Annotated in this window: 26 protein-coding genes; 7 read left to right on the top strand and 19 right to left on the bottom strand. The window is 58.4% G+C overall.

Features of this window, described 5'->3' with window-relative positions:
- The first annotated feature begins 318 nt into the window (after positions 1–318).
- Entirely contained in the window at positions 319–1,965 is a 1,647-nt protein-coding gene (locus OUZ52_RS03510) for an MASE1 domain-containing protein (protein WP_323135310.1), read from the top strand.
- A gap of 26 nt (positions 1,966–1,991) precedes the next feature.
- Here the strand turns inward: OUZ52_RS03510 and OUZ52_RS03505 are convergent, their stop codons facing one another.
- On the bottom strand, positions 1,992–2,462 hold the full coding sequence (locus tag OUZ52_RS03505) for a hypothetical protein (RefSeq protein WP_266156920.1): 471 nt from the start codon (positions 2,460–2,462) through the stop codon (positions 1,992–1,994).
- A gap of 480 nt (positions 2,463–2,942) precedes the next feature.
- Here OUZ52_RS03505 and OUZ52_RS03500 point away from each other — a divergent pair, with 480 nt between their 5' ends.
- The 3 genes from OUZ52_RS03500 (at position 2,943) to OUZ52_RS03490 (ending at position 5,022) form a co-directional block, all read left to right on the top strand.
- On the top strand, positions 2,943–3,527 hold the full coding sequence (locus OUZ52_RS03500; RefSeq protein WP_266156919.1) for a fasciclin domain-containing protein: 585 nt from the start codon (positions 2,943–2,945) through the stop codon (positions 3,525–3,527).
- A 200-nt stretch (positions 3,528–3,727) separates the two neighbouring features.
- Positions 3,728–4,285 (top strand): sigma-70 family RNA polymerase sigma factor, encoded by a 558-nt coding sequence (locus tag OUZ52_RS03495; RefSeq protein ID WP_266156918.1) that lies wholly within the window; start codon positions 3,728–3,730, stop codon positions 4,283–4,285.
- The gene (locus tag OUZ52_RS03490) at positions 4,282–5,022 is read left to right on the top strand and encodes an anti-sigma factor (RefSeq protein ID WP_266156917.1); all 741 of its coding nucleotides are present in this window, start codon (positions 4,282–4,284) and stop codon (positions 5,020–5,022) included. The genes OUZ52_RS03495 and OUZ52_RS03490 overlap by 4 nt, the downstream gene beginning before the upstream one ends.
- A gap of 479 nt (positions 5,023–5,501) precedes the next feature.
- Here OUZ52_RS03490 and OUZ52_RS03485 read toward each other — a convergent pair whose 3' ends face one another.
- From OUZ52_RS03485 to OUZ52_RS03430, 12 genes are all read right to left on the bottom strand, one after another.
- A complete protein-coding gene (locus OUZ52_RS03485; protein WP_266156916.1) occupies positions 5,502–5,888 on the bottom strand; it encodes a hypothetical protein in 387 nt (128 codons plus the stop codon).
- A gap of 77 nt (positions 5,889–5,965) precedes the next feature.
- Positions 5,966–6,322 carry a DUF1428 domain-containing protein gene (locus tag OUZ52_RS03480; RefSeq protein WP_266156915.1) on the bottom strand — a complete coding sequence of 119 codons (357 nt, stop codon included), beginning with the start codon at positions 6,320–6,322 and terminating at the stop codon, positions 5,966–5,968.
- Between the two features lie 263 nt (positions 6,323–6,585).
- The gene (locus OUZ52_RS03475; RefSeq protein ID WP_266156914.1) at positions 6,586–7,491 is read right to left on the bottom strand and encodes a hypothetical protein; all 906 of its coding nucleotides are present in this window, start codon (positions 7,489–7,491) and stop codon (positions 6,586–6,588) included.
- 266 nt (positions 7,492–7,757) lie between these two features.
- Positions 7,758–8,057, bottom strand: a complete 300-nt coding sequence (locus OUZ52_RS03470; protein ID WP_266156913.1) for a DUF1161 domain-containing protein — start codon at positions 8,055–8,057, stop codon at positions 7,758–7,760.
- Positions 8,058–8,245: 188 nt separating this feature from the next.
- On the bottom strand, positions 8,246–9,541 hold the full coding sequence (locus OUZ52_RS03465) for a hypothetical protein (protein ID WP_266156912.1): 1,296 nt from the start codon (positions 9,539–9,541) through the stop codon (positions 8,246–8,248).
- Positions 9,542–11,388: 1,847 nt separating this feature from the next.
- Positions 11,389–11,820 (bottom strand): barstar family protein, encoded by a 432-nt coding sequence (locus OUZ52_RS03460; protein WP_266156911.1) that lies wholly within the window; start codon positions 11,818–11,820, stop codon positions 11,389–11,391.
- 62 nt (positions 11,821–11,882) lie between these two features.
- On the bottom strand, positions 11,883–12,107 hold the full coding sequence (locus tag OUZ52_RS03455) for a hypothetical protein (protein ID WP_266156910.1): 225 nt from the start codon (positions 12,105–12,107) through the stop codon (positions 11,883–11,885).
- A gap of 113 nt (positions 12,108–12,220) precedes the next feature.
- Entirely contained in the window at positions 12,221–12,589 is a 369-nt protein-coding gene (locus OUZ52_RS03450; RefSeq protein ID WP_266156909.1) for a VOC family protein, read from the bottom strand.
- A 265-nt stretch (positions 12,590–12,854) separates the two neighbouring features.
- Positions 12,855–13,325 carry a hypothetical protein gene (locus tag OUZ52_RS03445; RefSeq protein WP_266156908.1) on the bottom strand — a complete coding sequence of 157 codons (471 nt, stop codon included), beginning with the start codon at positions 13,323–13,325 and terminating at the stop codon, positions 12,855–12,857.
- A gap of 129 nt (positions 13,326–13,454) precedes the next feature.
- On the bottom strand, positions 13,455–14,084 hold the full coding sequence (locus tag OUZ52_RS03440; protein ID WP_266156907.1) for a hypothetical protein: 630 nt from the start codon (positions 14,082–14,084) through the stop codon (positions 13,455–13,457).
- Positions 14,085–14,366: 282 nt separating this feature from the next.
- A complete protein-coding gene (locus OUZ52_RS03435) occupies positions 14,367–14,858 on the bottom strand; it encodes a hypothetical protein (protein ID WP_266156906.1) in 492 nt (163 codons plus the stop codon).
- A gap of 83 nt (positions 14,859–14,941) precedes the next feature.
- Positions 14,942–15,199 carry a hypothetical protein gene (locus tag OUZ52_RS03430; RefSeq protein WP_266156905.1) on the bottom strand — a complete coding sequence of 86 codons (258 nt, stop codon included), beginning with the start codon at positions 15,197–15,199 and terminating at the stop codon, positions 14,942–14,944.
- Positions 15,200–15,398: 199 nt separating this feature from the next.
- Here OUZ52_RS03430 and OUZ52_RS03425 point away from each other — a divergent pair, with 199 nt between their 5' ends.
- Positions 15,399–15,983: a TetR/AcrR family transcriptional regulator gene (locus tag OUZ52_RS03425; RefSeq protein WP_266156904.1), complete on the top strand. Its 585-nt coding sequence runs from the start codon at positions 15,399–15,401 to the stop codon at positions 15,981–15,983.
- A complete protein-coding gene (locus tag OUZ52_RS03420) occupies positions 15,980–17,308 on the top strand; it encodes an amidohydrolase family protein (RefSeq protein WP_266156903.1) in 1,329 nt (442 codons plus the stop codon). The genes OUZ52_RS03425 and OUZ52_RS03420 overlap by 4 nt, the downstream gene beginning before the upstream one ends.
- 68 nt (positions 17,309–17,376) lie before the next feature.
- Here OUZ52_RS03420 and OUZ52_RS03415 read toward each other — a convergent pair whose 3' ends face one another.
- From OUZ52_RS03415 to OUZ52_RS03390, 6 genes are all read right to left on the bottom strand, one after another.
- Entirely contained in the window at positions 17,377–17,709 is a 333-nt protein-coding gene (locus OUZ52_RS03415; RefSeq protein ID WP_266156902.1) for a hypothetical protein, read from the bottom strand.
- A 1,128-nt stretch (positions 17,710–18,837) separates the two neighbouring features.
- Positions 18,838–20,019: an alginate lyase family protein gene (locus OUZ52_RS03410; RefSeq protein WP_266156901.1), complete on the bottom strand. Its 1,182-nt coding sequence runs from the start codon at positions 20,017–20,019 to the stop codon at positions 18,838–18,840.
- 451 nt (positions 20,020–20,470) lie between these two features.
- Positions 20,471–22,534, bottom strand: a complete 2,064-nt coding sequence (locus tag OUZ52_RS03405; protein ID WP_266156900.1) for a hypothetical protein — start codon at positions 22,532–22,534, stop codon at positions 20,471–20,473.
- 395 nt (positions 22,535–22,929) lie between these two features.
- Entirely contained in the window at positions 22,930–23,352 is a 423-nt protein-coding gene (locus OUZ52_RS03400) for a VOC family protein (protein WP_266156899.1), read from the bottom strand.
- A 320-nt stretch (positions 23,353–23,672) separates the two neighbouring features.
- The gene (locus OUZ52_RS03395) at positions 23,673–24,425 is read right to left on the bottom strand and encodes a hypothetical protein (RefSeq protein WP_266156898.1); all 753 of its coding nucleotides are present in this window, start codon (positions 24,423–24,425) and stop codon (positions 23,673–23,675) included.
- A gap of 88 nt (positions 24,426–24,513) precedes the next feature.
- Positions 24,514–24,870: a YciI family protein gene (locus OUZ52_RS03390; protein ID WP_266156897.1), complete on the bottom strand. Its 357-nt coding sequence runs from the start codon at positions 24,868–24,870 to the stop codon at positions 24,514–24,516.
- A gap of 497 nt (positions 24,871–25,367) precedes the next feature.
- Between OUZ52_RS03390 and OUZ52_RS03385 the strand changes: the two genes are divergently transcribed.
- Entirely contained in the window at positions 25,368–25,898 is a 531-nt protein-coding gene (locus OUZ52_RS03385; protein WP_266156896.1) for a dihydrofolate reductase family protein, read from the top strand.
- Positions 25,899–26,007: the final 109 nt, after the last annotated feature.

Raw genomic sequence — 26,007 nt, 5'->3', positions numbered from 1 at the left:
ATCACTTGGGGCAAGACCGGCATGGTTGCGCGTACGGCACCGAATGAAAAGCATGGCCTCGCCCGCGCCTGCAAGTTGGCGGGAAATCCGCACTGACGCATGCCCGTACACGCCGCCATCAGCCCAACATCTACGACGGTCTTCACGCTTAGTAGCCTTCATCGGCCCTATCATGCCCGCAGCCGCGCCGGGCCTAGGGGGAGCCGAAAGCCCAGCGCAGAGGGTTGATTAGCAAGCAAGTTCACCCTCGAAAGGTCCGATTCATGGATGTCTGCGGCGGCATGTCCGCGGAATATAACGTCCAAGCCTTAAGGGGAAATGGGGATTATGCAAAAGGCAAAGGGGGAGCGTGTTTGGCTATGGCATGTCGTCATAGTCATAGCCTATGCCGTGAGTTACTCATTTCTGCGCCATATCTCAGATGTGCAGTGGATGCTTTACGCCGGGCTACGCCTTAGCTGCCTGCTGCTGTTGCCCTATCGCTATTGGCCCGCCCTGGTCCTGGGCGAGTTCTTGCCGCGAGCGTATTTAAGCTATCAATGCATCGATAATTTCGGCCTGACCTGGGTTTTGCTGCAAGCGATCCCGGCCATGCTGTTGGCCATGCCGGTGGCATGGTGGTTTCGCAAGCGCCTGCTGATGTTTCCCACCCAAAGGCTGGTCAACGTCGGCATGCTGCTGGTTTGCATGCTGCTGGTTTCATTGATCTGTGCAGTGGCCGGCTTCGGCATCCTCACTACCGCCCAGCTGCCGCCGGGCCAGCCGCCTTTCCAGGTGATGCCGCTGCACGCGGTGGGCTTCTTCTTCGGCAACTATCTGGGCATCCTCACGGTGGTGCCGCTGGTGTTGATGGTGACCTTCGAGCTGCGTGCCGGATCGCTGCGCACGGTGCTTTCTCACCTGGCCGACAACCGCGTACTGCTCGACAGCCTGATGCTGTTGCTGCCGGCGCTGGCCCTGCTGACCTGGCTAAGCGCCGAAGCCACCGGCGACACCAAGCAGATCGCGCGGATCGCGATGTTTCTGCCGGTGGCCTGGCTGACCCTTAAACACGGCTGGTATGGCGCCGCCCTGGCTGGCAGCGCCGCCTGCGTCTGCATCTGCCTGACCCTGCCGATGACCCCCAGCCAGGAGACCCTGCAGCCACAGGCATTCATGGCCTTCGCCGTCACCTCGCTGCTGATGCTGGGCGCGCGCATAACCGTACAGAACGAACAACAGCGGCGCGGCCAGATCGACGGCAAGCAAGCCTTATATCTGGCCCAGCAAGGGCTTTACCTTGGTGAGCTGCGCATGCGTCAAACCGCGTTTGCGCTGGAGCAGATTGGCGGCGCCATGCAGCAAATGCACGGCCGCCTGCTGAACCGCCTGCGCCACCTGCTGCCTCCCGCCGAAGAGCATGGCTACTATCGGCAAGTCGCCATCACCCAGCACCAGGTGCACCGCCTCGCCGATGGCCTGTATCCCCGCGCATGGCGCGACCGTGGCCTGCTCGCCGGCCTGCGCGACGGTGCGATGGCACAGGCACTGGAAGAGGCCGGCGTGAGCTATCGCTGCGAAGTGCGCGGACGCGGCCTCAGCCAGCTATCGTCAAACGTACATACGGCGCTGTATCGGCTGGCCTGCGAAACCATGGTGTATCTGTTTACCCAACGTTCGTTTACCCACGTGCGCCTGTATTTGCGCGGCGGCGAGACACGCGGCCACCGCTGGGCTGTGCTCCGGCTCGAAGGCAGCGGCAACAACACCAGCCAAAGCGTCGATATCGAACAGCTGGCGCCGCGCCTCGGAGCCAGCGGCCTGGGCCTGGATGCGATACGCGATCATGCGCGCATCTACGGCGGCGATCCGCACATGCTGCCGCTACCCGATGGCATTCGGGTCACCATGTTGCTGCATGACGCGGCCACCGGGGAGCGGGCAACGACGCTCGCTGCCACTCCCAAGCTTACGGCTCACGGCTGAATAAGCCGCCGGCAGAGAACCGACCTTTATTGCATTTGCATACCGCCGCACTTGAACGGGTCATTGCAGGTCGAATCAAAAGCCCGCATGCCCACGTCGCCGTTGCTCTGCGGGATCAGCTGAAGCTGCACCGCGCTATCGCGATAAACCATTTCGCTAGGTGCTGACCGCAGCGTCGGCAGTGGCCGCTGTGGCGTACCGATATGCCCGGCGTCGACACCGATCGGCAAGACCACATAGGTACCGTTCGCCGTGGCAAAAGCGCCGCGCACCGTACCGTTGAGATCATTGACCTGGATGTAGCGGACACCATCGCGTTCAAACACGTATACATGCCAATTCGGGCTGGCGCTGACATCGCGCGCATTCGGCCACGATTGACCCAAACCATTTGCCTGCGACGACGGCGCGGCAAACGCAGAAACCGACAAACCCACAGCGAGCAACCCAGCCAGAGCGGTGCGGCACGAAACAAATTTTTGCAATGAACCCAACATGCGCCATCCCCTTTTCAAATCGGCAACACGCGCGCCGATCGGCCAAAGGTAGCACTAGCGCAGATGAATTCCGTGCGAAATAAAACGCCGGAAATACCAGGCCAAGGCACTAAAAACAAACATGAAATCGATTACGCCGTCTACTAGCTGAATAGCCGCTCCCGAAGCTTTAGCGGCAACTTCTGATCGACGATTTTCGCTCGGTTCCATAGGAATAACGGATCGCCTGTTGGCTGCACAGACATGGCGATACTCCCGGCGATTTGGACAGTTGCCATACTGGAGGCCTAGGGTTCCATGGAACCCTAGGCTCTCGACCTAACGCAGAGCCTGTTCGCAGATGGAGGCTGCGGCCGGGCCACGCAGCCCCTCTCTACGGCCCGATCAGCGATATTTTTTGCATACGCCTGCATCCGTTGTTTGCCTACGCTCGTATCTAACTGTGCTTCCAGCCGGAAGTCGCTAGTTACGGAGATGATCATGAAAAGTAATCAACGCGCGGGTTCGGTGCTGTTTGGCGTTGCCCTGGTACTGGGCGCCACCTCGCTTTCACCGTTGGCCATCGCCGGTGCCATGGATGCTCCCGCATCCGTGATGGTCGGCGGCGCTGCTATGTATCCCACCAAGAACATCATCCAGAATGCCGTGAACTCCAAGGATCACACCACGCTGGTTGCAGCGGTGAAGGCGGGGGGGCTGGTAGATACCTTGTCCGGCCCCGGCCCGTTTACCGTTTTTGCACCGACCAACGAGGCCTTTGCGGCATTGCCGGCAGGCACGGTCGATACATTGATCAAACCTGAGAACAAAGCGAGCTTGGTCAAAATCCTTACCTATCACGTCGTGCCAGGGCGACTGACTGCGAAGGATCTGTCGATGAAGGTGGACGCTGGCGGCGGCAAGGCTGAGCTCAAGACGGTACAGGGCGAAACGCTGACCGTCAGCAAGGATGGCGACGGCTGGGCCGTGGCGGATGCCAAAGGAAATACAGCGCACGTCACCATCGGCGACGTTATTCAGTCCAACGGCGTGATTCACGTCGTCGACAAAGTACTGATGCCCTGATTGCCGCGTGCAAGCACGGGCCTTCCCATGTCGCCGCCCGCACCGAACGGTGCGGCGACACCTGGTCATCAGACGCCAGAAATTCCGTCACGGACCTTGTGCCGGAATCAACTTGCCAAACCGGCTTGCGAGGTTCCATGCTGAAGCAGGTACTTGTTTCACCGGACCAACCCCGGAAGCCGGCGCACTTAGGCACATCCATGAGCCCTCTCGCCAACGAACGAGACGAGTTATCTGAAGTGCTTGTGCAAGTTGCCATCGGCAACCAGAGCGCTTTTGCCGAACTCTATCGACGCACTGCCGCTAAGTTGTTTGGAGTCTGCCTACGCATGCTCGCCGATCATGGAGAGGCGGAAGAAGTGCTCCAGGAAATCTATACCACCGTGTGGCGTCGAGCCGAGAGCTTCGACGCAGGGCGGGCGAGTGCTATCACCTGGTTGATGGCACTCGCCCGTAACAAGGCGATAGACCGCTTGCGGCAACGCCATGAGCATCCGTCATCCCGGTCAGCTGACCTGGATGATCTTGTCGACGAACAACCGGGACCCGCTACTCAAGCCGAAGCGACCCAGGAGCATCGGCGTCTGTGGGAGTGCCTGCAGGCTCTGGAACCCAGGCAGCGTCAGTCGGTGCGCGAAGCATTCTTCGCGGGAGCCACCTATAGCGAACTGGCTGCACGATGTCATGTGCCGCTGGGGACGATGAAGAGCTGGATTCGCCGTGGATTGCTGCAACTTCGCACGTGCCTGGACACATGAATACGCCACTTGACCAGGATCATTCACAGCTTCGGTATGCCGAGTATGTACTGGGCGTGTTGGATGCCGATGCGCGTGCCCAAGTGGCATCAGAGGTGCAAACCAGCGACGAGGCCGCTACCGCCGTGAATCTTTGGCATCGCAGACTGCAACCCTTGAGCGAAGAGATTCCGCCCATTGAACCGCCCGACCATGTATGGGCACGAATCCAGCACGCGCTTCGATTTGACCTGCAAGAGCGCGCACGCGTGGCGCCGATGCGTTCCGGGCTCTGGGAGAATCTCCGCTTCTGGCATTGGCTCGGCCTGGGCGCCAGTACTCTGGCGGCAGCGTGCCTGTTGCTTCTTGTTGTCACAACGGGCCCGCGCATGGCGCCGTCGTCGCCAGCCGTTCCGTTCATGGCGTCCTCCATCACCCAGACGGATGGCCATGTGGGTTGGACGGCGGCAATGGATATCCAACAGGCCCGCATCATCGTCGTGCCCGTGGTCCCAACGTCGTTCGCCCAAGGGAAAGCACCTCAGCTGTGGCTGGTGCCTTCCGGGCAAAAGCCCATCTCCGTCGGCATGATCGCTACCCATGCGCCCACCACGCTGAAGCTCGACCGCGCCCTGCTGGCGAGGCTGGGCCCCACAGCCGCCCTCGCCGTATCCGTGGAGCCCATGGGCGGCTCGCCAACCGGTCAACCCACCGGACCCGTGGTGGCCACGGGTGCCATTGGCGCCGCGCAGGGTTGAAAGCAGTGGCTGTGCTGCACATCCCTCCTTTCGCCAAAGAGGGAGGCCAGGTGGTGATTGATGCCGGCGGCAGGCGAGCTGTTGATCGACTGACGTCGCCGTCGAAAACGGATATAGCTTGAGCCAACCCAGCTAAGCCACTCTTGGGTGCCCGGAGCGAGACAGGCCATGCCACAGCAAGCTCCCGATGTATTGCCTAGCGACCAGCTCGTCCTCGGCACATCAAAGTACGGCTAGTGCGCCCTTCCATGAGAAGGCATCGTCACCAAGCATATGGTCGAGCTCGGTGCGCAAGCTCACAGCGAAGCCCGGGTTGCGCTTGATGGCTAACCCAATGCCGTTCTGAGCTGTTTTGCTTTGACCGATGCCAGATGCCAGGTTAGTTGGCCAGCACCTACTCGACGTATTCGTAGCTCATCCATAAACCTCATCATGCCGCCGGGATGTCCCCTTCGGGTCAGAAGCGGACCTTGCGAATTTTAGCTTGCGCTTGCGTAGCATTTTTTCAGATCAGCCATATCCCCGTCGCTCAGGTGGTAGCTAAAGACCGGAATCAGCGCGGTGAACTGCTGTGGCGAGAACCACGAACGAAAGTACGGCCAATATTCCCTGTGCGTTGGCAAGTGCTCGTAGAACGCACAAGCAACAGCCGTCGATGATTGGCTGGGTAGGCGACCGGCGGCGTCCGACATGCACCACGCCGCATATTCCAGAAAACGACCTAGCAGCCGTTGATCGTTCGCTACGAACGCATCTTCGAACCGTAGGACGAGCTCGATCCACAAGACCATAGGGGTGTCGGAACCTTCAATGGCCTGCCGATACTCCGGAAGGAACTGAATCGCCCGGCGTCTCCATGTGCTCATCAAAACCGTCCCGTGGGTGATGTCCGCCTCGGGTTGGAAGCGGACGTTGCTTTGAAAGCGCGCAGCTCAAGGCCACCCTAGTCCGGCAGGCTAACCACCGGCTTGAAGCCGCCAAAGATCATTCGCTTGCCATCGAAAGGACAGTCAGCAGCGGCTTCCATGCGCGGGTCTTGCATGAATTTCGCCATGCCGGCATCGCGAGTGGCCTTGTCGGGCCATTCCACCCAGGAGAACACCACAGATTCATCCTGCGTCGCCTGCACGGCACGGCGGAAATCGGTGAGCTTGCCGTCGGGCACCTCGTCGCCCCAACACTCCACCACCCGGATCGCGCCGAACTCCACGAGAATGGCGTCGAAGGTACGGGCGTGCGCAATGAACTGTTCGCGGTTGGCGTTGGGTACGGCGATCACGAAACCATCGATGTAGGACATGATTTTCTCCTTAGCATGAAGGGTGACCGGCGTGGTCACCTTCTTGTATGCGACGAACGAGCGCCTGCAGGATCGACACGGGGCCTCCGGTGAAGCTGTCCGTTATGGGTCGGAAGCGGACATGGCGATGAACACAATCCAGCTTTCATTCGACCCTGCAGCGCTTGATACTTTTTTGGTCCGGATTAGGCAACCATCATGACAACAACTCAGTCTGATCCAAGTCAAAATTCCTTGGCGTCCGCACCCACTTCTTCAAGGTGCTACGTCGGCCCACTGGGGTCACACAGGTCATCAAAAAAAAGAGGGCTATCGCTTTCGTTTTGATAGCCGGTCGCTTTGCACAACCAGAACCCGCCATTTTCTTCAAGGACATGCTCTCCCTGCTCCTCGGCCGGCCTGAAGCTGAGCAAAACCCCATAGGTCGAGGCGCCAAAGAGCACCGCCACGGGGTCGTTGCGATACCTCAGGGTCACCTCTCCCTTGGCTATACGCACTGATTGCACGTAACGAGTGTGAAGAGCTTCCGGCGAAGGTAGTCCCGCACTCTGGTTGTCGGGAGGCAGCTCGTCCGCATGCAGGTTCTGATACTGACGAACTGCACGTAGCGTCACGGACACCATGCTACGCGCCTCTGCACCTTGCTGGTCCCGAATGTATTTACCGTAACCTGCGAAGTGGAGCACATAGCCCGCGGGAACAATCAGGGCCACGAAAGCGATAGCCACGCCAACCACTCTGAGCAGGGCGATAAACCTCCAGGGCGCACCCTGAGTTGAGTGACGTTGCACCAACAGTACGACGAAAAAAAACAGCCACAGAAGGAGAAAACTCGCCGACGCATAGCCAGCTCCCCGCATCGGGTCGATGAAGTGCTGCTGGTAAGCTATGTTGCCCCGGAGCAAGGACAGCCCCAGCAAGGGTGCAGGCAAGGAGCAGGCAAGAAAGCCGAGTATGAGCCCGCCACGGCGCGAGACAATGCCCGGCCGCACCAAGCCCAGCCATGCCATGGTCAAACCGATCAGACCGAGAATGCCGCATACCCCGGGGACTATGAGAACCAACCCCATTAGGGCGAAGGGCGTGAGTATCAAAATGGTGCCAACCACGCTTGGCGCCAAGGCCATGAAAAGCCATGGGTGCTTTTGGCTGTAGAACGCTGACTGCATGTCCCCCCCTGTGTCCTGCAGTGTGACCCCATGCTCCCGCACGTCGGATCTTAGCTCTTATAAACGGTGTCGCTGGATCGCCAAAAGCGGTCCCCCTGAAGGCAGCACACTTCCGTTCTCGCGAAGCCTGCCGTCACATTTCATCTAAAGGTTGTCCGCTTTGGGTGGCAGACACTACGGACGGTAAAGCAAGGTTCCAAGACAGAATGACGGAGACGGAGGTCGTTGAAGCGACATGACCACCTTCGCCCCCTTTAGCGCGAAGTTCAGCCGCCGGTTTGGCCGGACCTACCTACGGGTCGATGCGGAGCGTTGCTTGAGCTCTCATTGCTTACCTTGGACCGCACTTGGGAGTACACAATGGCTTTATTGCCTTCGCACTGCCCGACCACCTTGCCTTCACTCTTATCCGCCTGATCGGCCGCCACCACGCCCAGGCTGTGATGGCTCACACCGTTCGCCTTGATCTTTGCATCAATACCGGCCTTCACCGCATCGCAAGAGGCATGGGCGAATACCGGCAATGCCATCAATACTAACGCGACAACTGACATGCGGGATTTCATAGTTACTCCTTGTTGGTCAAACACAAGAATACAAAGGACCAAGCATGCTGGGCCGAGTTGATTACCTACCCCCTTAGCTTCATGTCTTCCGCCACAGCGATAGGTCAACGATACGAAGCAGTATCGCGACGCCCACAGGTTCGGTCGAACCCTCTCTAAGGTGTATGGCGTCATGGGCGTGCCGGCCATTACTTCAGTGCGTAGCCGAGCAAGCGTTCCATCGTCCCGAGCTTGTCGCAGTCTGGCGCAGCGGACGCGAAGTGCGATGGCCCGTGTGCGTCGTAACAGCGATAAAGAGACAACGTATCTGATCCCGGATGCGCATAGACCCACCCCGCCGTACGTAGTCGCTCATACGCGTGCGCTTCGCAAAACCCTTTCTCTGCGAGCAGATGATCCGGATGACCCGACCGTAAGTTGACACAGTCTTCGAGTTCTACGGATGCCGCGCCTGCGGGCGCAGCAGTCATCAAGTAACCCGTCGTGGTCTCTAGCGTGTAGATCTGGTTGTTACCCGGGACCGCAGCCGTCGTCGACCAGCGATCGTGCAGTTTGGGTGCATACCAGCGCGCGAGTTGCACGCCCACCTGTGGATTCACGGCATGCTTGCCGACCGACACAGTAACGTCCCGAAAGACGAGATATTTCTGATTACTAGGCTCGTTGGGCGGAATATAGGCGTAGACCATCAGCCACTTGTCAGAGAGCTGATTGCTTCCGCTATCGGCATCAAGCAGCACCGGATAGAAGATAAGTTCGGATGGTGCGGGCCGTGCCCACTGCCCGGGATCAACGGCGAGAACAGGCTCGTGCAGTGGCACGAGCGATGTATGGTCAGTCGTTATGAATAGACCCAGCCCACCTTTCACCCAGCCAGTCAGCACAAGCTCGTGCATGGTCTTCCAATAGGCGACGCTTACACCTGAGCCATTGCTCAGTTTCGTCGCATCACCGCCCAGCCCAGGCTGCGACCAATGGCCTTGGAAGAATTTCGTCCAGTGACGTGGGTCGATAGTCGAAATAGGTGAACGCGCGACGATTAGCCCTCCATCTCTGGGACGAAAGCAATAGGCGTAACGGTAGCCGTCTTGGCCGTTTACGACGGTACAGTCGCCTTCGCCCGTGTTCTTTCGTGGTGTTGGCGCGTCGGTGCCAGTGATGAACGGGCCGAGGTCTCGCCAGGTCAGCCCATAATCGTCTGAGACAGCCACGGCCATCGACATATGAGTCTGGCCAATCGCGTAGTTGCAGGCGGTTTCGGCGTGAACGAAACCGAGCGTCGCCGCTCCGCTCACCTCGGCGTGATCCAGCCAGCGACCACATGAATCGTAGGCTGCCCTCTTTCCCGGCCCCATCACCGTCCGCTGAGGGCCGCCCATATCTGTCGGACTGCTGCCGTCGATGGCTCGGGTATCGTTGTGCGCATCGAAGCCGCGAAACCGTCCATCAGGCAAGGCGATTTCCGTAAAGTGGTTGTCGGCCATATTCGCCGCCGGCCCCCGCACGATGCGAGGAACGCCGACACGGATGCTGATGCACGCATTGCAATCCACTGCGCCTACTGGGCCAGCGGCAAGCATCGCGAAAACAATGATGCCCGATATGAATCCGAGCACTGCGGGCCTAGGTCGAAGCAGACGATACAAGTGCTGCCCTGTGACCATTGATCACCCCCTAGACTTCTAGTGTCTGCCATGGGTCGGAAGCGGATATCTGACCTTTCCAGCTGATCGCCCTCTGCGCAACAACCATCCGAACCACAGCGAGGCTGCTGGCGACAAAGACCATAAACAGGTAGGCGGCTCCTTGCTGATCATCAAGCCACGCACCTGCGGCGCATAAACAAAAAGATAAAGTGCATGCAGGCATAACCCATTTCTCCGACTCCATCACCCCTCCTATTTTCCAAGTACGTTGGTCCGCTTCGGGTCGGAAGCGGACATTACGGTGATCGAATCGATCATCTCAGAGAACTGATGAGAGCATAACGATGAACAGGCCAACGACCACTCCCGCAAGAAGGACGAGGCAGAGTGCAGGAGCAGACAGGAAGCCGAAAAACCGAACACCTTTTGCCGCGAAGATGCAGCCACACCTAGGACAGCGAACTTTGGAGGATGCGGCGGGCAGCGTGAAACCGCGGGAGGTGGCAACCCCGCCCCATAGCAGAGCATTCCGCCCCTCAAAGTGCGCAGAGCATTTGGGGCAAGTTTCCAACTGTGCTTTCATCGATCTCCCACTGTAGCTTCCCCACGATCTCCGCTTCGGGTCGGAAGCGGACGTTACGGAACATTGCCTAATCCCATGCCTTAACCCGCCCTATGAGCCTTTGAGCCCGCCAATATCCCAAGCCACCGCCAAGCAGGCCACCGAGGATATAGCCAGCAAAAAAGCCGACACCGCCCGCTCGCGAAGAAGCAAAGAGCTGCTCTAGGCCAAGCGCGAGGGCCCAACAAAGAACAAGGGCACCGGTCGAAGCCAGGATCGGGACCCATACGAAAGGGATGAATCGACGCCATGGGCGCCTAATGAAAAGGAATGCGGCGCTTAAAGCGCCGGCTGTGAACATTACGAATAGCAGGCCCATCATGGGAAGAATCATGCAAGCAAGACCCTCCTCGAGACTTCGCTATCTGCGGATTGCAGGTTGTCGTTGCGCATTGCGTCCCTCTTCAGCTCTTTGCTTTGATGTCCGCTTTGTGTCGGAAGCGGACCTTACTTTGAAAGCGCGCAGGTCACGCTTACGATCCTTGAGGTGCCGTTGAAATGTAGCGAAAGCTCTGGAAACCCACCACCTTTGGTGTTGGGTTTAGGACTGCCGATAAAGTATGTCCATTGACGAAGCGGACTTGACTGGTCACCCCACTTCTCCGTCGATTCATAGTCGGGCTGGCCCCAGGCCGATCGAATCCGCTCTGGGGACAGCCCCACAAGCTGATCAGTGCTACTGGGACACGCAAAGCGAGTCTCCGTGCCGATCGCCAGGGTCCTGACGTACTTGAGCTTGGCACACACATCGATGAGGGCTATGGGGAATTCACGCCCGTCATAAGCAGTGCATTCTGTCGAATCGCTTGGCTTCGGTCTCCGGAATGTATCCGCCGCATCCATGGCTCTGAAAAGAGCATCCAACCTTTGTTGTTGACAGGCCTTGCCGCATGGCTCGCTCGACACTGAGGCGGAGGACGTTTGGCCTTCGGCACCCGAAGGATGAGTACAAAGCATTGCGAGCCAGGCCAGCACATACATCCTGCGCAACATATCCCCTCCTTATTACTTCTGGCTTCAACGTCCGCTTCGGGTTGAACGCGAACGTTTTAGAACTAGAAATTTATGACGCCACGCCGCCTACTGATCCCGTCTGAAACACAACGACACTTTTGGGGTTGCCTGTAGTCAACTTTTCATCACCCAGTGAAATGCATAGATCAGTAAGCAGCTCGGACGCAACGAGGAATCCCTTGCAGTCTGCGACCTTCAGTTGGTCTGCAAAGGGCCATAGAAGAAGAATCCGTCTCGTGGGCAAGGCATCAAGGCCCGACCAAAGCGAATCAGAGAGAGCATCCCAGTTCTGACTTAGAACGGCAGGATTGAGCGGCAATGCTTCCCGGATGGCTTCAAAAAAATCCGGCACACTCCTGATCCCGGAAGTAAGGCGAAAGATCGTCCAGCCATTGCAAGCCAGGCAAGATATAGCTGCCTCAGCGTCTGGGCCATCATTCAACCAATGCACTCCTTCGCTGTATCCAACCAGCGCTTCCATTTGCATCTCCCTCACACAACTCAATGTCCGCTATGGATCGGAAGCAGGCCATTAGGTGACCGTTAGCTGGCCCGACGAACGAGGACCAATTCTGCATCATATTCCGGGTAGTGCACGAGCCCACCAAAATCGGTATCGATCATTGCGCCCGTGCCCAAATATTCCCAACCTTCGCCACCGGGTAAATAGCTCTTGTCATCGATGGCGGCGACCACAACTCCGTGATATCGACCATTGATCGAGACTACGTCCCCAGCGAGTACTCGTTGTCCATCCGCATACTTCATAAGCCAGCCTCCTTGCAACTTCATCAGCAAGATTGCGATGTCTGCTTCGGGTCGAAGGCCGACAATCAGCGCCTGAATTTAGCAACGCTCAGCGAATCCGCTGGAATGAGTTCTTAGACCTCGGATTCGTGGCAAACCACTTCGATGTTGTGCCCATCCGGACCGATGACAAAGGCTGCATAGTATCTGCCGCTGCAGTTGGGGCGCAGACCCGGCGCACCATTGTCTTTGGCACCTGCCTCTAGAGCCGCACGATAGAACGCTTCGACTTGCTGCCGATTCTCTGCCGTGAATGCCAGGTGGAGATGTGCAGGCTTCTCCTCGGTGTGGCAGATGCACAATGAAGACTTGCCATCCGCGCTGAGCCCTATACCGAGTGGCCCCTCGGCGACCACGATCATGCCGATCGGTTCGAGTGCCTTGAGGAAGAATGCTTTGCTCGCTTCATAGTCGCTGACTCCGAAAACGATGTGGTCAAACATGAGTTCTCCTGATGGGCGTGTCGTGCGCGAGGTCTAACGCCAGAATAAAGCCTCGCCGCGAAGCGGACACTTCGGTTTAGCGCTTTAACGCAGCGTTGTGCTGATGTGGAAGAGACCCGTGATATCTAAAATATTCGACAACACGCTCTGCCAGATGATCATAAGCATCGTCGGAAAGGTAAGGCTGGCAGGATTACTTAATGAACGAACGTGCATGTCCGCTAGGGGTCGGAAGCAGACATTGAGTAATCAATCAGATGACTCGTCAAGACCTTCCATGCAACCAAATTTCGTGCGCACGAAGGAACTCGTCTCCGCTAGAGGTTGACTCAATATTAGCGAAGTTTGATTCAAGCATCGCGCCTATGAGCACCGCAATGGCTGCGCGCTGCTCAGCGTTGCAGTACTGATAGAGCGTATTGTGCAAACCACCGGAATAAAGGTGGAATAGCAGTTGGTCGCCATACCAGCCATAGCCATAAGTTGGCTCCGCGAACGCCAGTCGAGCCAGCGAAGGCATGTAGAACGCTATGCCCTCAGGACTGGAGAAGCACAGCGGCTCCCACCCAGGATTCCCTACGTCTTGGATCACAAGCGTCTCACGGGTTCGGCTTCTTAGCAGCTCGTCGTGCTCAGCGCACTCCTGGCAATGCGTGTAATTGGTGAAATGATCGGGCTTAGGGCATGACCCAAATGCCAAATCTATAGCTGCAATAGCCGCAGACTGCGTCACCATATTCGATTTCCATCTCCGATCAGCTGACCACCATGCTCCACCTTCGCTCCGAATCTAACTGGTCTCGTCGGGCCTCAGCGATGTCCGCTTCGGGTCGGAAACGGACGTTGCGTTACATCGCTCAGCACTTCAGCACGACGTGACCTGACCGGCCACAATGGTCTGCACGCGCCCGTCAGCTTGCTTGATCAAAAGCCAGTTAGTCCTGTCGCCAGCGCCATCGCAGACGCCTTCGAGCTTCTCTGCGTAGTTGAAGGCCTGCCAGGCGCCTGATTCGTGAGAGGGCACCCCGAAATGCTTGCGGACATCCATCGTCGACATACCAAGCCATCCTTTATGGCCAGACAGTACAACAGCCGTCGTTGCCGGTAACGCTGGGCAATCCGTAGTTCCGGCTACTGCCGGCAGTTGTTCGGCGACAAATCCGGTGACGAGATGATCCGCGCCACCCATCTCCCCGCTTGAAACAATCCAGATTCGCTGACCTTCGCGGGGCCGGCTGTAGCAAAGCCAGTACTCGCTTTCTCCCGCATCACCTTGATGATCTATCACACCTTCGCTGACGGCAGCAGCGATTTCGCCCAAGGTGGTCTTCTCGAATCTGACTATCGCAGAACCAAGGGCGAATCCTTCGCTCGGTGCCTCGCGGGAGGCTGCCTTCCAGCTTATCTCTGTCAAGGGCGGAACGGGCGGCGGCATTGCCGCCATTACAGCCCCGCCCCAGCACATCAGGCTGGCAAGAAGAACAGTTCGACGCATGTTACCTCCTTGATTAGGTCAGCTTTGATTCGAAAACGGACTTACCCAAGTCAGCGATCCTTAGCCGCGCGATAGAACTCCGACGCCCCCTCCATTAGCGAGATCAGGTCACTCCCGTCGCATCGGCAAAATTCGGTTGTTCCCAATGCCCCTCCGGACAGGACAACTGTATAAATCGCTGAAGCACCAGCCATGATGCGTTCACCATCGATCTTTACGACTGCAACGACCGGCTGAATCCGCAGTCGGAAGCGGATATTAGCGTTTGCAGTGATTGGAACGTTACAGTCGCCACCAATCGAGATTGTTTGTCTTTGTGTTCCAGAAAAAATGGAATACATCGCACTCCCCTCCACTCAGAATGAACGCCGTCCCGGTCTTAGATCGCATGAAACCGGAGATCGGCCCAGTCGCATCAGTCGGGTCGTAATCGAGCAACTCCTTGCCTATGCGAGCGGGTGCCGCATAGAGACTGTCCTGCGATGGATCACCGATGGGAAAGGTCTGAACTAGAACTCTATGTCCGCTCTGTCCGAGTACTAGGCCCACCGTTGCGGATTTGAGATCCTGGCTCAGGAACACACAGTCAGGCCTTCCATCAGAGTCAATGTCGATCTGCAGAGCACTGTTGCGATCCCAAATGTGATCGGGAGAGGCTTTCTGAAGCTGTTTCAGTGCATCGGCCTCACTGGCCAGCACGCTGGTAGCCAGCAGCGCTAGAGCCAGGGTGACCAGATCACGACGAGGCGTTACGAACATAATCGGTCCTTCCATTGATCAATCGCGATCGCTTTCTGACTTGAGCGGTTCCCCGCTAGAGTGCCCGCTTCGGGTCGGAAACGGATATTCCTGGCTTGTTACCTTGATTCGATCAATGGGGCGAGCAGCGGTGTGACCGCTTCGTCGAACTGGGCGTCGCTCAGGCCCATGCCTTCCCGCCCTGGAATCCTTCTGCGATTCCAGCTCGCTATTGCGATGAGAACTGGGGACGGTATGCCGTTGAATTCGTCATCCACTTTGGTGATCAAAACGCTGCTACTGGTGTCGCCATAGAGCTGGCGAAGGGCTTCGCTAGGTTTCACCCCCGCAAGCATCGGATCTCGAACAGAGTTCATCCAAAGCCCCTCAAATTCATGTGCGTGGAATGTCTTCTACGAGTCGAAAGCGGACATTTCAATGAGTCTCTGACCGGGGGATAACGCGATTAGCTCGGGATGGCATCCCGAAGCTCACTCCAGGAGCGAATCAATTTCAAACGTGCTTCGAAAGCGAGGAAGTTTACATAGTACGCATAGATGCGTACAGTGTACACATATGACTAGAGACACCATCCTCGCCGCCGCAAGAACTGTCCTCGATCGCGAGGGCGTCCTTGGACTCACCGTTCGCAAGGTCGCCGCGCGAGCCAAGCTGTCGCCAATGGCCATGTATCGGCACTTTGTGGATAAAAGCGCCTTGCTCGATGCCCTCATGGATGACGGTCTGGCAACGTGGGGCAAGATCGTGTCGTCCATATCCGCCCAGGACCCCATAGCGTGGCTGGAGGAGTTGATCGAGGCGTACTTAGATTTCGCACTGACCAAGCCGCACCGTTTCGATGCAGCCTTCATGCTCCCAGCGCCCAGCGCACGCCAATTTCCGGATGACTTCGCCGTCGGCCGCTCACCAGTCATGGCGATGATCATCTTGCGAATTGATCAGGCCAAGTCCAGCGGATGGTTTGGCGATAAGCCTGCGCTTGACGTTGCGCTATCACTCGCGGCTCTGGCCCAAGGCCTGGTCTCCATGCATCGCGCCAACCGATTTTCGAATGAAGCGCAGTTCAAAACCATCTATCGCACAGCGCTACGTCACTGCCTTGAATCTTATTCAGTCAGACCGCTTCGGAGAGAAAGATGACCCATCTATTGGCAAGAACATCAAGCGCTCGAAATCGAATGGGTGCATTGTGTCTCCAGACCCTGATCGGACTGATCGTCGGGTTGTCTCTCATTGCTGACGGGAGCGCGCATGAGTCGACTCCCACCACAGCTGATCTTGCCATTGTGGGGGCGAGAATCTACCCAGCACCCGATAGTGAACCAATCAACGATGGTGTCGTTCTCGTGCGTGGGGGGAAGATCGTCGGCGTTGGCCCACGCCGGCAGATCAGCGTTCCCCGTGGGGTTCGTCAGATAGACGCGCGCGGCTCAGTGTTGACGGCGGGTTTCTGGAATAGCCACGTCCACCTGATGACGCCGAGCCTTCTCGGCGCAACCGTAGCGAAAGCCGAAACCTTGCAAGGTGGCTTGGAGACCATGTTCACTCGCTGGGGCTTCACCACCATTTTTGACATCGCCTCAACGACCGGGAACGCGATCGCACTTCGGCACCGTGTGGAAACGGCTGAGATCACGGGCCCCATGATTCTGACAGTTGGCGATCCGTTCTATCCAAATGGCGGGACGCCGTTCTATGTTCGCGACTATCTGCGGGCGCATGGCGCACCCGATGATGAGGTTTCAACACCCGAAGAAGCTGCTGCTCGCGCGGCGCGCCAACTGGATAACGGTACCGATGGCGTGAAGATCTTCGCCGGTGCGGTTGTGGGCGGGAAGATCGGCGTTCTTCCTATGCCCATTGACATTGCCAAGGCGATCGTCGACGAGGCACATCGCCGCAAGAAGCCCGCATTCGCCCATCCGGCCAGTCTCGCTGGGGTAAACGTGGCGATTGAGTCTGGGGTCGATATCCTGGCTCATACCACAGCCATGGATGGGGGAGACTCAGGCGGGTGGCCGCCAGCGTTGATCGCCCGGCTGCGTGCGCATGACATGGCCCTCATTCCCACCATGATGCTGTTCGAGGTCGAGGCGAAGAAATTCCACGAAAGCCCCAGCGATCTGGCGAACGCTATTTCGGTCATCACGACAGAGGTCAAAAACTACGCTGGTGCGGGCGGCCAGATATTGTTCGGCACCGACGTAGGTTACATCGATGTCTTCGACCCTACAGAGGAATACAAGCTGATGTCGGGCGCCCTCGACTGGCGGGCTATCCTGACCTCGCTCACCACCGCGCCGGCCGGGCGATTCGGCTACAGCTCCCGCAAAGGTCGGATTGCAAATGGTATGGATGCCGATCTTGTATTGTTGAACGGCGACCCCGCCAAAGATCCAACCGCCTTCGCCCGTGTGCGCGACACGATCCGAGCAGGAAGGATCATTTGGGGTGCGGATCGATAGAACTGAACTGGACATGCGGGGTGCGAAATACATTCGCAGGGGTGTCCGCTTCGGGTCGGAAGCGGACCTTACACTGATTCCTCTGCGGCCCAGAATCTAGGGTCTTTCGCCAGAGCTTGCGCAAGCTCGGCCCAGGCCCCTTCAAACGCAGTCCCGTGACTTAGAGCGCAGGTGTACGCAGCAGAACGGACGGCTGCAACGAAGGCCTGAAATGCCTCGGCCGCGAGCTCTCGGAGATCGATGAACATCATGCCCTCATGGTCATAAGGGCGATATGCATTCGCGATTTCCGCGTCGCCAGGATTTGCCATAGATTGGCGTATCTCTTCAACCAAATGGTCGAAGCTCACCGAGCTCAACGGCAAGCCTGCACCCTCCGAAATCAAGATCGTCCCAGCCATTTACTCCCCCTTTCCTTGCTCCCTGGAAACGTCCGCTTCGAAAGCGGACATCACCTGTTGCTCGGCCCGCATCGACATGGTTTAGTACTGATCAATGCTTTTGAAGCCAGCTTGTTAAAGTCTTTGGGGCGTTGGTGCCTTGATCGAACACGCACCCAGTTACTTCTACAGAGACCTTGGTGCCATCGCCATCTACGATTTCCAACGTTTCAAATACATCCGTGGGCGCAGCTGGGCAGCTGGATGCTTGCTGCCTAGCCTCTCTCACCATTTCTTCTAGCTGAGTCCACTCCTGATCCGATAGCTTGTGAGAGGCCACTGCTTTTAAGCCTTTCCGCTCGATGCTTTGCGTTGCACGGTCCATTAGCCAAACCGAGCCGCAACTCCCACCCTGCGGACAGGGACCCCAGGCACTCACATAAGTGGCACGCGTCCAATCTAGATGCTCGTCGCTCGCTACGTTGCTGCTCATAAATAACCCACCAACAGCGGCGATCAACAATAGAAATCGAGCAAGATTCATCCTGACTCCCGAAAAAGATGGAACGCTAGATCGCGGCACCCCTTATACCGGCAATGTCCGCTTTGGGTCGGAAGCGGACCTTACAAAGGTCGCTGTCTGGAACAACGCTGACGTCCTAGCTCATGAAATGACCTGAAGGGTTTAATGGAAACAGTCTTGGCAACGGAATCACCGTTTCCGGATAAGGAAGCTACGGCCCAGGAGAGGCAATGTCAGATTCAGGCGCGCTAGAAATGGACATGCGCGATGTCCTTTAACTTCGCCGCGCTGAGGAGAAATGGGCCGCCATGGTCTCAGTGATACATGGCGCCTAGGGTCACCCGCCCCTCAACTGTTCGCGCTGACAAGAGCTCTACTCCGTTGTCGCGGACAGTTGAGTTAAAGCGTACTCGCAGCGCGAGGATATGTCGGGCTTTGCGGGAGTTTGCCGACTACCCGCGATAACTCGACCTAGCACCGCGCCCTGTAGCCGCTGCGGGATGAACAACACAGACTTGGTCAATATCCGCTCTGGGGATCGCCGAACACGGATATTCACCATGAACATGGAGACCGCCGAGAGAGCGACCGCCACGAGCGAGACATTGCGGCATCGTCCTTTGCCGTTACTTCAACGTATAAGTCAGCGTGCCATATCCAAGCTGGTCGAATCCGCCGCTATTGGGGCCATAGTTGCCGCCACCTCCCTCGGGGCGCCCTTTCTCAGCGGCCATGCGGAGATAAGGAGCATCCCGTCCTTTGAGCACCACGTAGTGGTTATAGAACAGTTCCCACACAGGGCGGGTATTGCCGCGCCCGTTACTTGAGATGGTTGGCTGCGTTACATCGCTGTTGCTGTAGGTCGTGTAGGGAACGTCATACCCGAGGTTGTATTTGGCGATGTATTCCACGCCCTTGAGTGCACGATTGTCGTCATAGCCGAACAGGTCGTCGTGCTGATTCCAAGCCATCTGCAAGAACGCGCCCAATAGCGCCACGTTGAGGGTATTGTGCCCCTGGTCGCGCCCGCTTTCCTGGGTCTGCCCAAGGCCATCAGGATAGATCTTCCACACCACGTGTTCGATGGAGCCATTGCCCGCACCGTGCTTGAAGTATTCGACGGCCTCGTCGTAGATATCGTGGCGATCCGTCAGAATGCCGATGGCCAGCATGGATGACATGTTGGCGAGATCCCAGTTGGCCCAATAGTGATCGACCTTCTGGCCGTTGTGATGCACCAGAAACTGATGGTTCATCGGATAGAAGACGTTGAGCATCATGGTTTTGAAGCGAACGACATCTTGCGCCGGCCAGCGCTTGTAACCGCGCATGATCTCTGCGGCGTTGGCGAGCTGGTAACCGTAAATACCTGACGCCAGAAACTTGTCGGATGTGCCGTTGATCTCGGTCAAAGTCTTGGACCACGCGTCCAGAATGGCGACGGCCTTGTCGGCATAGGCGTCGTCACCACTCACCTCCCAGCGCAGCGCAAGCGCATACGCAGCCGCAGCGTCGTTGAATAGCGCCGCATAGTTCTCCCGATGCGTGCCGTCATAGCCACGATAGACCATGGCCTGAGGGTTCGCGGTCCAGTTCAGCGAGGCATGGGAATTCTTGATCAGCACATCCCAGCTGTCCGTCCAGGGCTGCGCGTGTTGCCCCAACTGGGTCTTCATGCGATCGAAATCGGCCTGGGTATGCAAGGCGCCCGGATGAACGAAAGAACTTGCCATCACCGACGGCGCAACCAGCGCCAACGCGACCGATAGGCCGATGAAACGGCCCAGGCTTTTGAATGAAATACTCAACGTCTTCAACTCCGGGAAAAGGGATTGTCTCTACAGAACGCACGCGATCAAGGTTTAGCCGACCTTGCTCCGCAGCGATCACGGTAAGCGTAAATTGAAGGGCATTTCCGCCCGGAGTCAAAGCGGTGACATCCAGGCTGACGCCGATGCCAGGTGGCGCGAGTCGTGTCCGGGGAAAATGAGGCGCGCGCGATGGGTACGCACCACCCAAGGCTACTGTGAGAGTGCTCCGGTCGGCTGCGCGGACGCCTGTCGAAATGGACGCGTCCTACCTCCGGTAACACGGGCGAATCGCCCTGCCCCCAGGCCCGCTTCGGGTCGGAAGCGGGCCTTATCGCCCTGTGGCGAGCCGCTGGAAGCAGCGGAGCGCCTTGCCGGCATCCTGCAGCGAATGGCTACCTGGCCTCTCATCGCGGCGCGGATGGAGGCGGGAGCGGTAACGCGCACGGTGTCACTTCACCACGACCGTCGGCCTCCCTGTCACCAGCGCCATCGGCCGCTGCTCGGCATCGGCAAAGCTCTCTACATCAAGGTCACGCAAAGTAATCTCAAAGTTGCGCCCGGCAATGCCGGCATTAATCGTGGGCGGGGTGTAGAGCGTGAACGATTTGCCGTGCAGATAGTCGGACGCCACTTTGCCGGTGGCTACACCAAACGCAAACGTCACCTCGGGGTACACCTCGCCATCGACGCTCCAATCGAACACGATGGCGTCGATCGATTCCACCACGACCTCGATCGTTTTATCGTCCTTGACGGCAAGCCGGCCGCTGCAATTGACGTAGCCGTCACTCCAGACCCGCGGGCTGAAGTCGTGGCGGATTTCGAAGACGCCATCGCCACGTAGATCGATGCGCAAGCGGCACTGGCCGCCGGATGACGGAAAGATGCTGAAGCGCGGGTTGCCAAGACCAATCTGATAGTAGACCCGCAAGTCGAAGCTGCGACTGGGATCCTTGTACGTCCACGAATCGTAGACCTTGATGCTTGCCAGCACTTCGCCCAACACGGTATCCAGCGTGGAGGTGCCGATTCCCGTCATCACCCTGCCACCGAACGGCCAGCTGGTGGGGCGGGGCACAATGGTCGCATGAGGCGCCTTGGCGAGGGCTGCCGTTACATAAGGGGGCTGCACGGTCACCACTGGCGCGCTGAACTGATTACCCGGCAGCCCGGCCAGAGGTATGCGCAAGGGGGCAAAAATCTGCAGATTGAAATGCGCGATCAGCCAGGGCACGAGCAACTCGTTGAGGCGTGCCTCAGCCTCCGGATGCTGTTCCACCCGCAGCCAGCCTTGCCACAGTTCCAGCGTCATCATGGACACCGGCGGCGACCCATGGGCCTGGAAACGAACCCTCGCCAGCATCTGCAGGACAGCCGTGGCCGTCCACGCCCCATCCTTCCCCTCGACCGCAAGCTCAATGCCCTCGAACACTACGATGAACGCCGTCGGGAACGAAGGGTTCGCCGGGTCGATGGGCATATCGGAAGGCGCGACGTGGACCATGGGAGCGGCGGCGAAATCGAAGGCGACCCTGCCCATGTCGGATGACTGAAACGTCAACGCGCCCTTGAAAAGGTCGGGATAACAGCGGTGGTAGATGGCGCGCAGGATCTGGTCGGGGGCGACGGTGTCGGTACCGGCGACCAGATCGCAGCCGAGCTTCCTTGACTGCCACAACTCGTTCGCTGCCGCGTGCGACCAGGGGTGGACGATCAAGGCGTTGCCCTGATCGGCATAAGGCGGGTCGCCACGCATGTTGAGCTTGAGTTCGAGATCGGTCTTCGAGCGGATCGCAGTCCAATCGCCCGGAACGGTGTCGTCGAGCCAGAGGCAATGGTCGTCGGTATCGATTTCCGACACGTGCTTGAGCACGACCTGCATGCCCGGGCCGCGCGCGATGCACATGTTCGGCCTTGCCCGATTGATCAGCGCATAACCCTCTGCGCCGCGTACCGGGCGACGATCCCAGGTTTGCGGATCGCTACCGTCCAGCGCCGAGACCCCCACCTCCGCTTTGCGAAGCGATCCCGAGGCCGTGATCGCCAGCGGTTTGCCGCTGCGTGAAGCCGCCCTGGAAACCAGCACCCGGTAGTCTGGCCTGCGCGGCATGATCCTGATCGCCAGGCCGCCGATATGACGCCCCTGTCCGCGCAGGCCGCAATACTCGCCGTTGGCCAGCCACTCGGTGTCGCCGCCACCGCTGATGTTCGCCATGTAGAGCACGTCGTAATCGGCGATGCATTCGCCGCTCAGCTCGATGCGGAAACCTTCGAGCGCCCGGCCCTGTCCGCGGGTACCGACGAACAGGCCGTCTCTCACCCAGCCGGTATCGCCCTGTCCGCGGAGGTCTGCTCGATAGCGCAACCCCAGGCCGCGCGTCCATGGCTCCAGCGTGATGGCGAAACCTTCCAGGCGCAGGCCGGTAATGCGCGTTCCTACGTATTCGCCAGGTCCCGCGTGCAGGTCCCCCTCATCTTGCATGTGAACAAGCACATCGAAGTGCACCGTCATTATTGCCCCCTGATAGCCATCGCCAGCGCAACCGCCTCAGTCGGTTGCTTGAACTTCCCCATTATGGGTAGCCACGCCACCGCCGCTTGACCCGGTGTCTCAATCGGACCGGCGGGCGCGGACGCACCCGCTCGCGGCGTCACTCTGCCATGCGTGTCGTCTGCAGGTTAACCAGCCGCCATGCACCGCCTTAGATACATGAAATGTCCGCGTTGGATGGCGACCTCAACCGGTCAACGCAACACTCCTGCTGCTTACGCCGTTTTCAGTGTGTTGCATCCACCGGCTTATGGACTTCTCCCCTGGACCGTGCAGGCCACACTCCGGTGAGATCGAGACAACCGACCGAGAGGACTCCATCTCATGGCTTCGAATCAAAACGGCGCTTAGCGAAACTAGCGCTTGGGCTCCCACAGCTCGACCTTGTTTCCTTCGGGATCCAAAATCCAGGCAAAGCGGCCATTGGGATCGCTGTCGTCACGCTTCAAAACCTTGACCCCCTTGGACTGCAAGCGCACGAGCAATGCATCCATATCATCCACGGCGTAGTTGATCATCAATCCGCTCGTCGATGGCGCGAAGTAATTCGTCGCCGCGGGAAATGCATTCCATGCCAGTGCGGGAGGGTGCTTGGGCGCGTCATAGCGCAGAGCCGCGCCGCCCCAGGCTTCCACCGGCATGCCCAGCACATCGCGATACCACGCCGCGAGAGTCTTGGGGTCCTTCGCCTTGAAAAAGATTCCGCCGACACCGGTGATGTGTCCGGTTGGCGGCACGGGCGCCGGTGCGGCCGTCGCCGGACCGGCCAGTGAAAACACGGTAAGGCATAGCAGGAAAATCGATCGCCGATCCATCCAAGTCCCCCCAGTTTGTGTGACTTGCCCCATTCTGACCGCTGCTATTGTTTTGGGTCAAAAGCAGACAGCAGATGCGCATGCTAGCTGGTCTGGCTACAAACGAGGGATGGCGCTCGCGGCCCGTGTTCTCAAGGCCAGTGGATATCGATATCCTCCGATCGACCCGTTATAGAGGATGGACGTTTGCACCACCATGACGGCATGGCGCAGTCATGGCGGTGCGAGACTATGGAAGCTTGCAAACGCGCAAGCATGCTCACACCGCCAGACCTACGTCTGTATCAGTGACCATGCATGTCCGCGGCGGTTCCATCGGACCAATCAGGGGCCGGGATTAAGAACACAAGAATCGGCGGCAGCCCTTTAGCTTGGGGTGGCTCTTTCGCAGAGATGAACCAATAGGGGCTGGACATCACCGGCGAACCCGCAGCACCGGAACCCCAGTCTTTACCGTCTTTGACCAGGGTGTCGAACATGAGATGAGGCATGTTGTGGTCCCCTTCGTCGGTCAGATACGACGATTTGGACATCATGTAATCCATCGCGCCGCTTTCGAGATTCGGCAGTTGCTTATTTTCGTAGGCGGCTTTGACTGCCGACAGCATCTCCGCCTTGGAACGACCGGCCATCGCCAGCTCGGCGCGCAGATGAAAGACGGGCACGAGCGAACGTGCAGCCTGAGGGTTCAAGCAATCGGCAGCCCGTATTTTCGGGCTCCAGAATTCAGGCCAGTCAAACGGTCCGGTCCAACCTCTGGCCACGATGCAGACAAACCCGTTCTTGCCTTCGACCGCTGTCTCGTAGCCCTTGCGTCCTAAAACCAGGATCGTCGCATCACCGGAAATGGACTCCGGCGCCGCACTGCGCGCCAGGGCTATCTCCGCGGCCCGATCCGCCATCAGGTATTGATCGAGCGGAGCCATCTTCGGATACGCTGCCGCAGCGTCCTGTGCCATCGCCTGGTGTGCCGCCCCAAGCCCGACAAGCAGAACAGAGCAGCTCATTATGAAAGCGCCCATCTTGTATATACGCATGGTTCTTTCCTCACCATCGGTTATTTCACGCAGAAACCTGCCGTTTGCCTGACCCTCTGCACAGCGCCGTTCGCCGCCACTGTGCTGATCAATGCTCTGCCGGGGCGGGGTTGAAGAAAATCTCTCGCACTTCGACCGCGCCCTGCAGCGCCTTGGCACCCTTGCGCATCCACGCCAACACCTCGTCCAGATTCTCGGTTTCCAGTATGCACAGACCGCCGACGAACTCTTTCGCCTCCAGATACGGCCCGTCGGTGACAAGCACCTCGCCGTTGGCTTGCGAGCGCAGTGTCACGGCCTTCGGGCTCAGGCCACAGGCAAATTTCCTGACGCCAGCGGCGATCATTTCCCGGTTGAACGCGTGAATGGCTTCGATGCTCGCTTCGGTGACTTGGGACGGATCAAAGTTGTCCGGGAGGTAAGTAGAGATTAGATACTGCGGCATTTTCGTCTCCTGATCGTGTCATCAACGGGGTTGGTTGCCCGATTCTCACTGTAACGACGAACGGCAACAGCGGATTTCGACATGCTCCACCGAAAAATTCTGGCTCTTTGGTGTGAGGCATGAGTGACTCAAGCGGCATGCTCGACCTAAGCCGGGAGTGGCCAGAACGCGGTTTCACGCGCGCAAGAAAAAACGCGGCACGCCTTGGCGCATAGATGCCCTTCTCGACCCGAACTAACCGCACCATGCCTTCGTCACCAGTCTGGCGTCGCGGGCTTGCTTGGCGCGGTTCCATAAGAACGCCATGTCATCGCGCATCATCGCCTGAGGGCTGCCAAGAGCGCACGACCCCGTCTAACAAATCCGTTCGTTATGGTTCGCAAGCGGACTTCCGACGATGGGCTACACCGGCAAAGCAGCGCAGCGATGGTGTCCAACTCACTTCAGCAACGACGCTGGCCCGGGCTATGCTGAAGACTCCGCAGTGGAGATTTTCCATGGCTAAGCTTGTGTTCGGATTGAACCAGTCCCTGGATGGCTATATCGACCATCTGGAATTTAGCCCAAGCCCGGCGCTCTTTGGTCACTTCATCGAGCAAACGCGTGACACGACGGGCATGCTGTACGGTCGCCGCATGTACGAGGTCATGCGTTATTGGGACGAAGACCATGCGGACTGGGGCGCACAGGAACGCGACTACGCCACGGCGTGGCGCAGCCAGCCGAAGTGGGTTGTGTCGCGCTCATTGAAGTCGGTTGGCCCCAACGCCACCCTTGTCGCCGATGACCTTGAAGCGGTGATACGGCGGCTGAAGGCTGAGCTCGCTGGGGAGATCGACGTAGCCGGACCAGACCTGGCGCAAAGCCTGACCGAGCTAGGTCTTATCGATGAGTATCGACTTTACCTTCACCCGGTCGTGCTTGGTCGCGGCAAGCCATTCTTCGCGGGCCCCCGGCCACCGCTGCACCTCGTGGCCAGCGATTTAATCTGCGCGGATGTGCTTAGGTTGACCTACGTGCCTGCTTGATCGCGCGATGCACCCGAGGGACGACGCCGATGCATCGGTGAATGGGGTGGTCACTGCCACCGGTGAACGCAAGCGAAAGAAATGCCACCTATGGCAGCTGCCCTTCGAA

This window comes from Dyella silvatica (genome assembly GCF_026283955.1).
GTDB classification, from domain to species: Bacteria; Pseudomonadota; Gammaproteobacteria; order Xanthomonadales; family Rhodanobacteraceae; genus Dyella_C; species Dyella_C silvatica.
Note: the sequence above shows the minus strand (reverse complement) of the source record. Positions and strands in the feature narration are given on the sequence as shown.

Coding starts and splice junctions, on each gene's coding strand:
- OUZ52_RS03510 (WP_323135310.1), top strand. CDS start 319: ATGGGGATTATGCAAAAGGCAAAGGGGGAGCGTGTTTGGCTATGGCAT.
- OUZ52_RS03505 (WP_266156920.1), bottom strand. CDS start 2,462: ATGTTGGGTTCATTGCAAAAATTTGTTTCGTGCCGCACCGCTCTGGCT.
- OUZ52_RS03500 (WP_266156919.1), top strand. CDS start 2,943: ATGAAAAGTAATCAACGCGCGGGTTCGGTGCTGTTTGGCGTTGCCCTG.
- OUZ52_RS03495 (WP_266156918.1), top strand. CDS start 3,728: ATGAGCCCTCTCGCCAACGAACGAGACGAGTTATCTGAAGTGCTTGTG.
- OUZ52_RS03490 (WP_266156917.1), top strand. CDS start 4,282: ATGAATACGCCACTTGACCAGGATCATTCACAGCTTCGGTATGCCGAG.
- OUZ52_RS03485 (WP_266156916.1), bottom strand. CDS start 5,888: ATGAGCACATGGAGACGCCGGGCGATTCAGTTCCTTCCGGAGTATCGG.
- OUZ52_RS03480 (WP_266156915.1), bottom strand. CDS start 6,322: ATGTCCTACATCGATGGTTTCGTGATCGCCGTACCCAACGCCAACCGC.
- OUZ52_RS03475 (WP_266156914.1), bottom strand. CDS start 7,491: ATGCAGTCAGCGTTCTACAGCCAAAAGCACCCATGGCTTTTCATGGCC.
- OUZ52_RS03470 (WP_266156913.1), bottom strand. CDS start 8,057: ATGAAATCCCGCATGTCAGTTGTCGCGTTAGTATTGATGGCATTGCCG.
- OUZ52_RS03465 (WP_266156912.1), bottom strand. CDS start 9,541: ATGGCCGACAACCACTTTACGGAAATCGCCTTGCCTGATGGACGGTTT.
- OUZ52_RS03460 (WP_266156911.1), bottom strand. CDS start 11,820: ATGGAAGCGCTGGTTGGATACAGCGAAGGAGTGCATTGGTTGAATGAT.
- OUZ52_RS03455 (WP_266156910.1), bottom strand. CDS start 12,107: ATGAAGTATGCGGATGGACAACGAGTACTCGCTGGGGACGTAGTCTCG.
- OUZ52_RS03450 (WP_266156909.1), bottom strand. CDS start 12,589: ATGTTTGACCACATCGTTTTCGGAGTCAGCGACTATGAAGCGAGCAAA.
- OUZ52_RS03445 (WP_266156908.1), bottom strand. CDS start 13,325: ATGGTGACGCAGTCTGCGGCTATTGCAGCTATAGATTTGGCATTTGGG.
- OUZ52_RS03440 (WP_266156907.1), bottom strand. CDS start 14,084: ATGCGTCGAACTGTTCTTCTTGCCAGCCTGATGTGCTGGGGCGGGGCT.
- OUZ52_RS03435 (WP_266156906.1), bottom strand. CDS start 14,858: ATGGAAGGACCGATTATGTTCGTAACGCCTCGTCGTGATCTGGTCACC.
- OUZ52_RS03430 (WP_266156905.1), bottom strand. CDS start 15,199: ATGAACTCTGTTCGAGATCCGATGCTTGCGGGGGTGAAACCTAGCGAA.
- OUZ52_RS03425 (WP_266156904.1), top strand. CDS start 15,399: ATGACTAGAGACACCATCCTCGCCGCCGCAAGAACTGTCCTCGATCGC.
- OUZ52_RS03420 (WP_266156903.1), top strand. CDS start 15,980: ATGACCCATCTATTGGCAAGAACATCAAGCGCTCGAAATCGAATGGGT.
- OUZ52_RS03415 (WP_266156902.1), bottom strand. CDS start 17,709: ATGGCTGGGACGATCTTGATTTCGGAGGGTGCAGGCTTGCCGTTGAGC.
- OUZ52_RS03405 (WP_266156900.1), bottom strand. CDS start 22,534: ATGACGGTGCACTTCGATGTGCTTGTTCACATGCAAGATGAGGGGGAC.
- OUZ52_RS03395 (WP_266156898.1), bottom strand. CDS start 24,425: ATGCGTATATACAAGATGGGCGCTTTCATAATGAGCTGCTCTGTTCTG.
- OUZ52_RS03390 (WP_266156897.1), bottom strand. CDS start 24,870: ATGCCGCAGTATCTAATCTCTACTTACCTCCCGGACAACTTTGATCCG.
- OUZ52_RS03385 (WP_266156896.1), top strand. CDS start 25,368: ATGGCTAAGCTTGTGTTCGGATTGAACCAGTCCCTGGATGGCTATATC.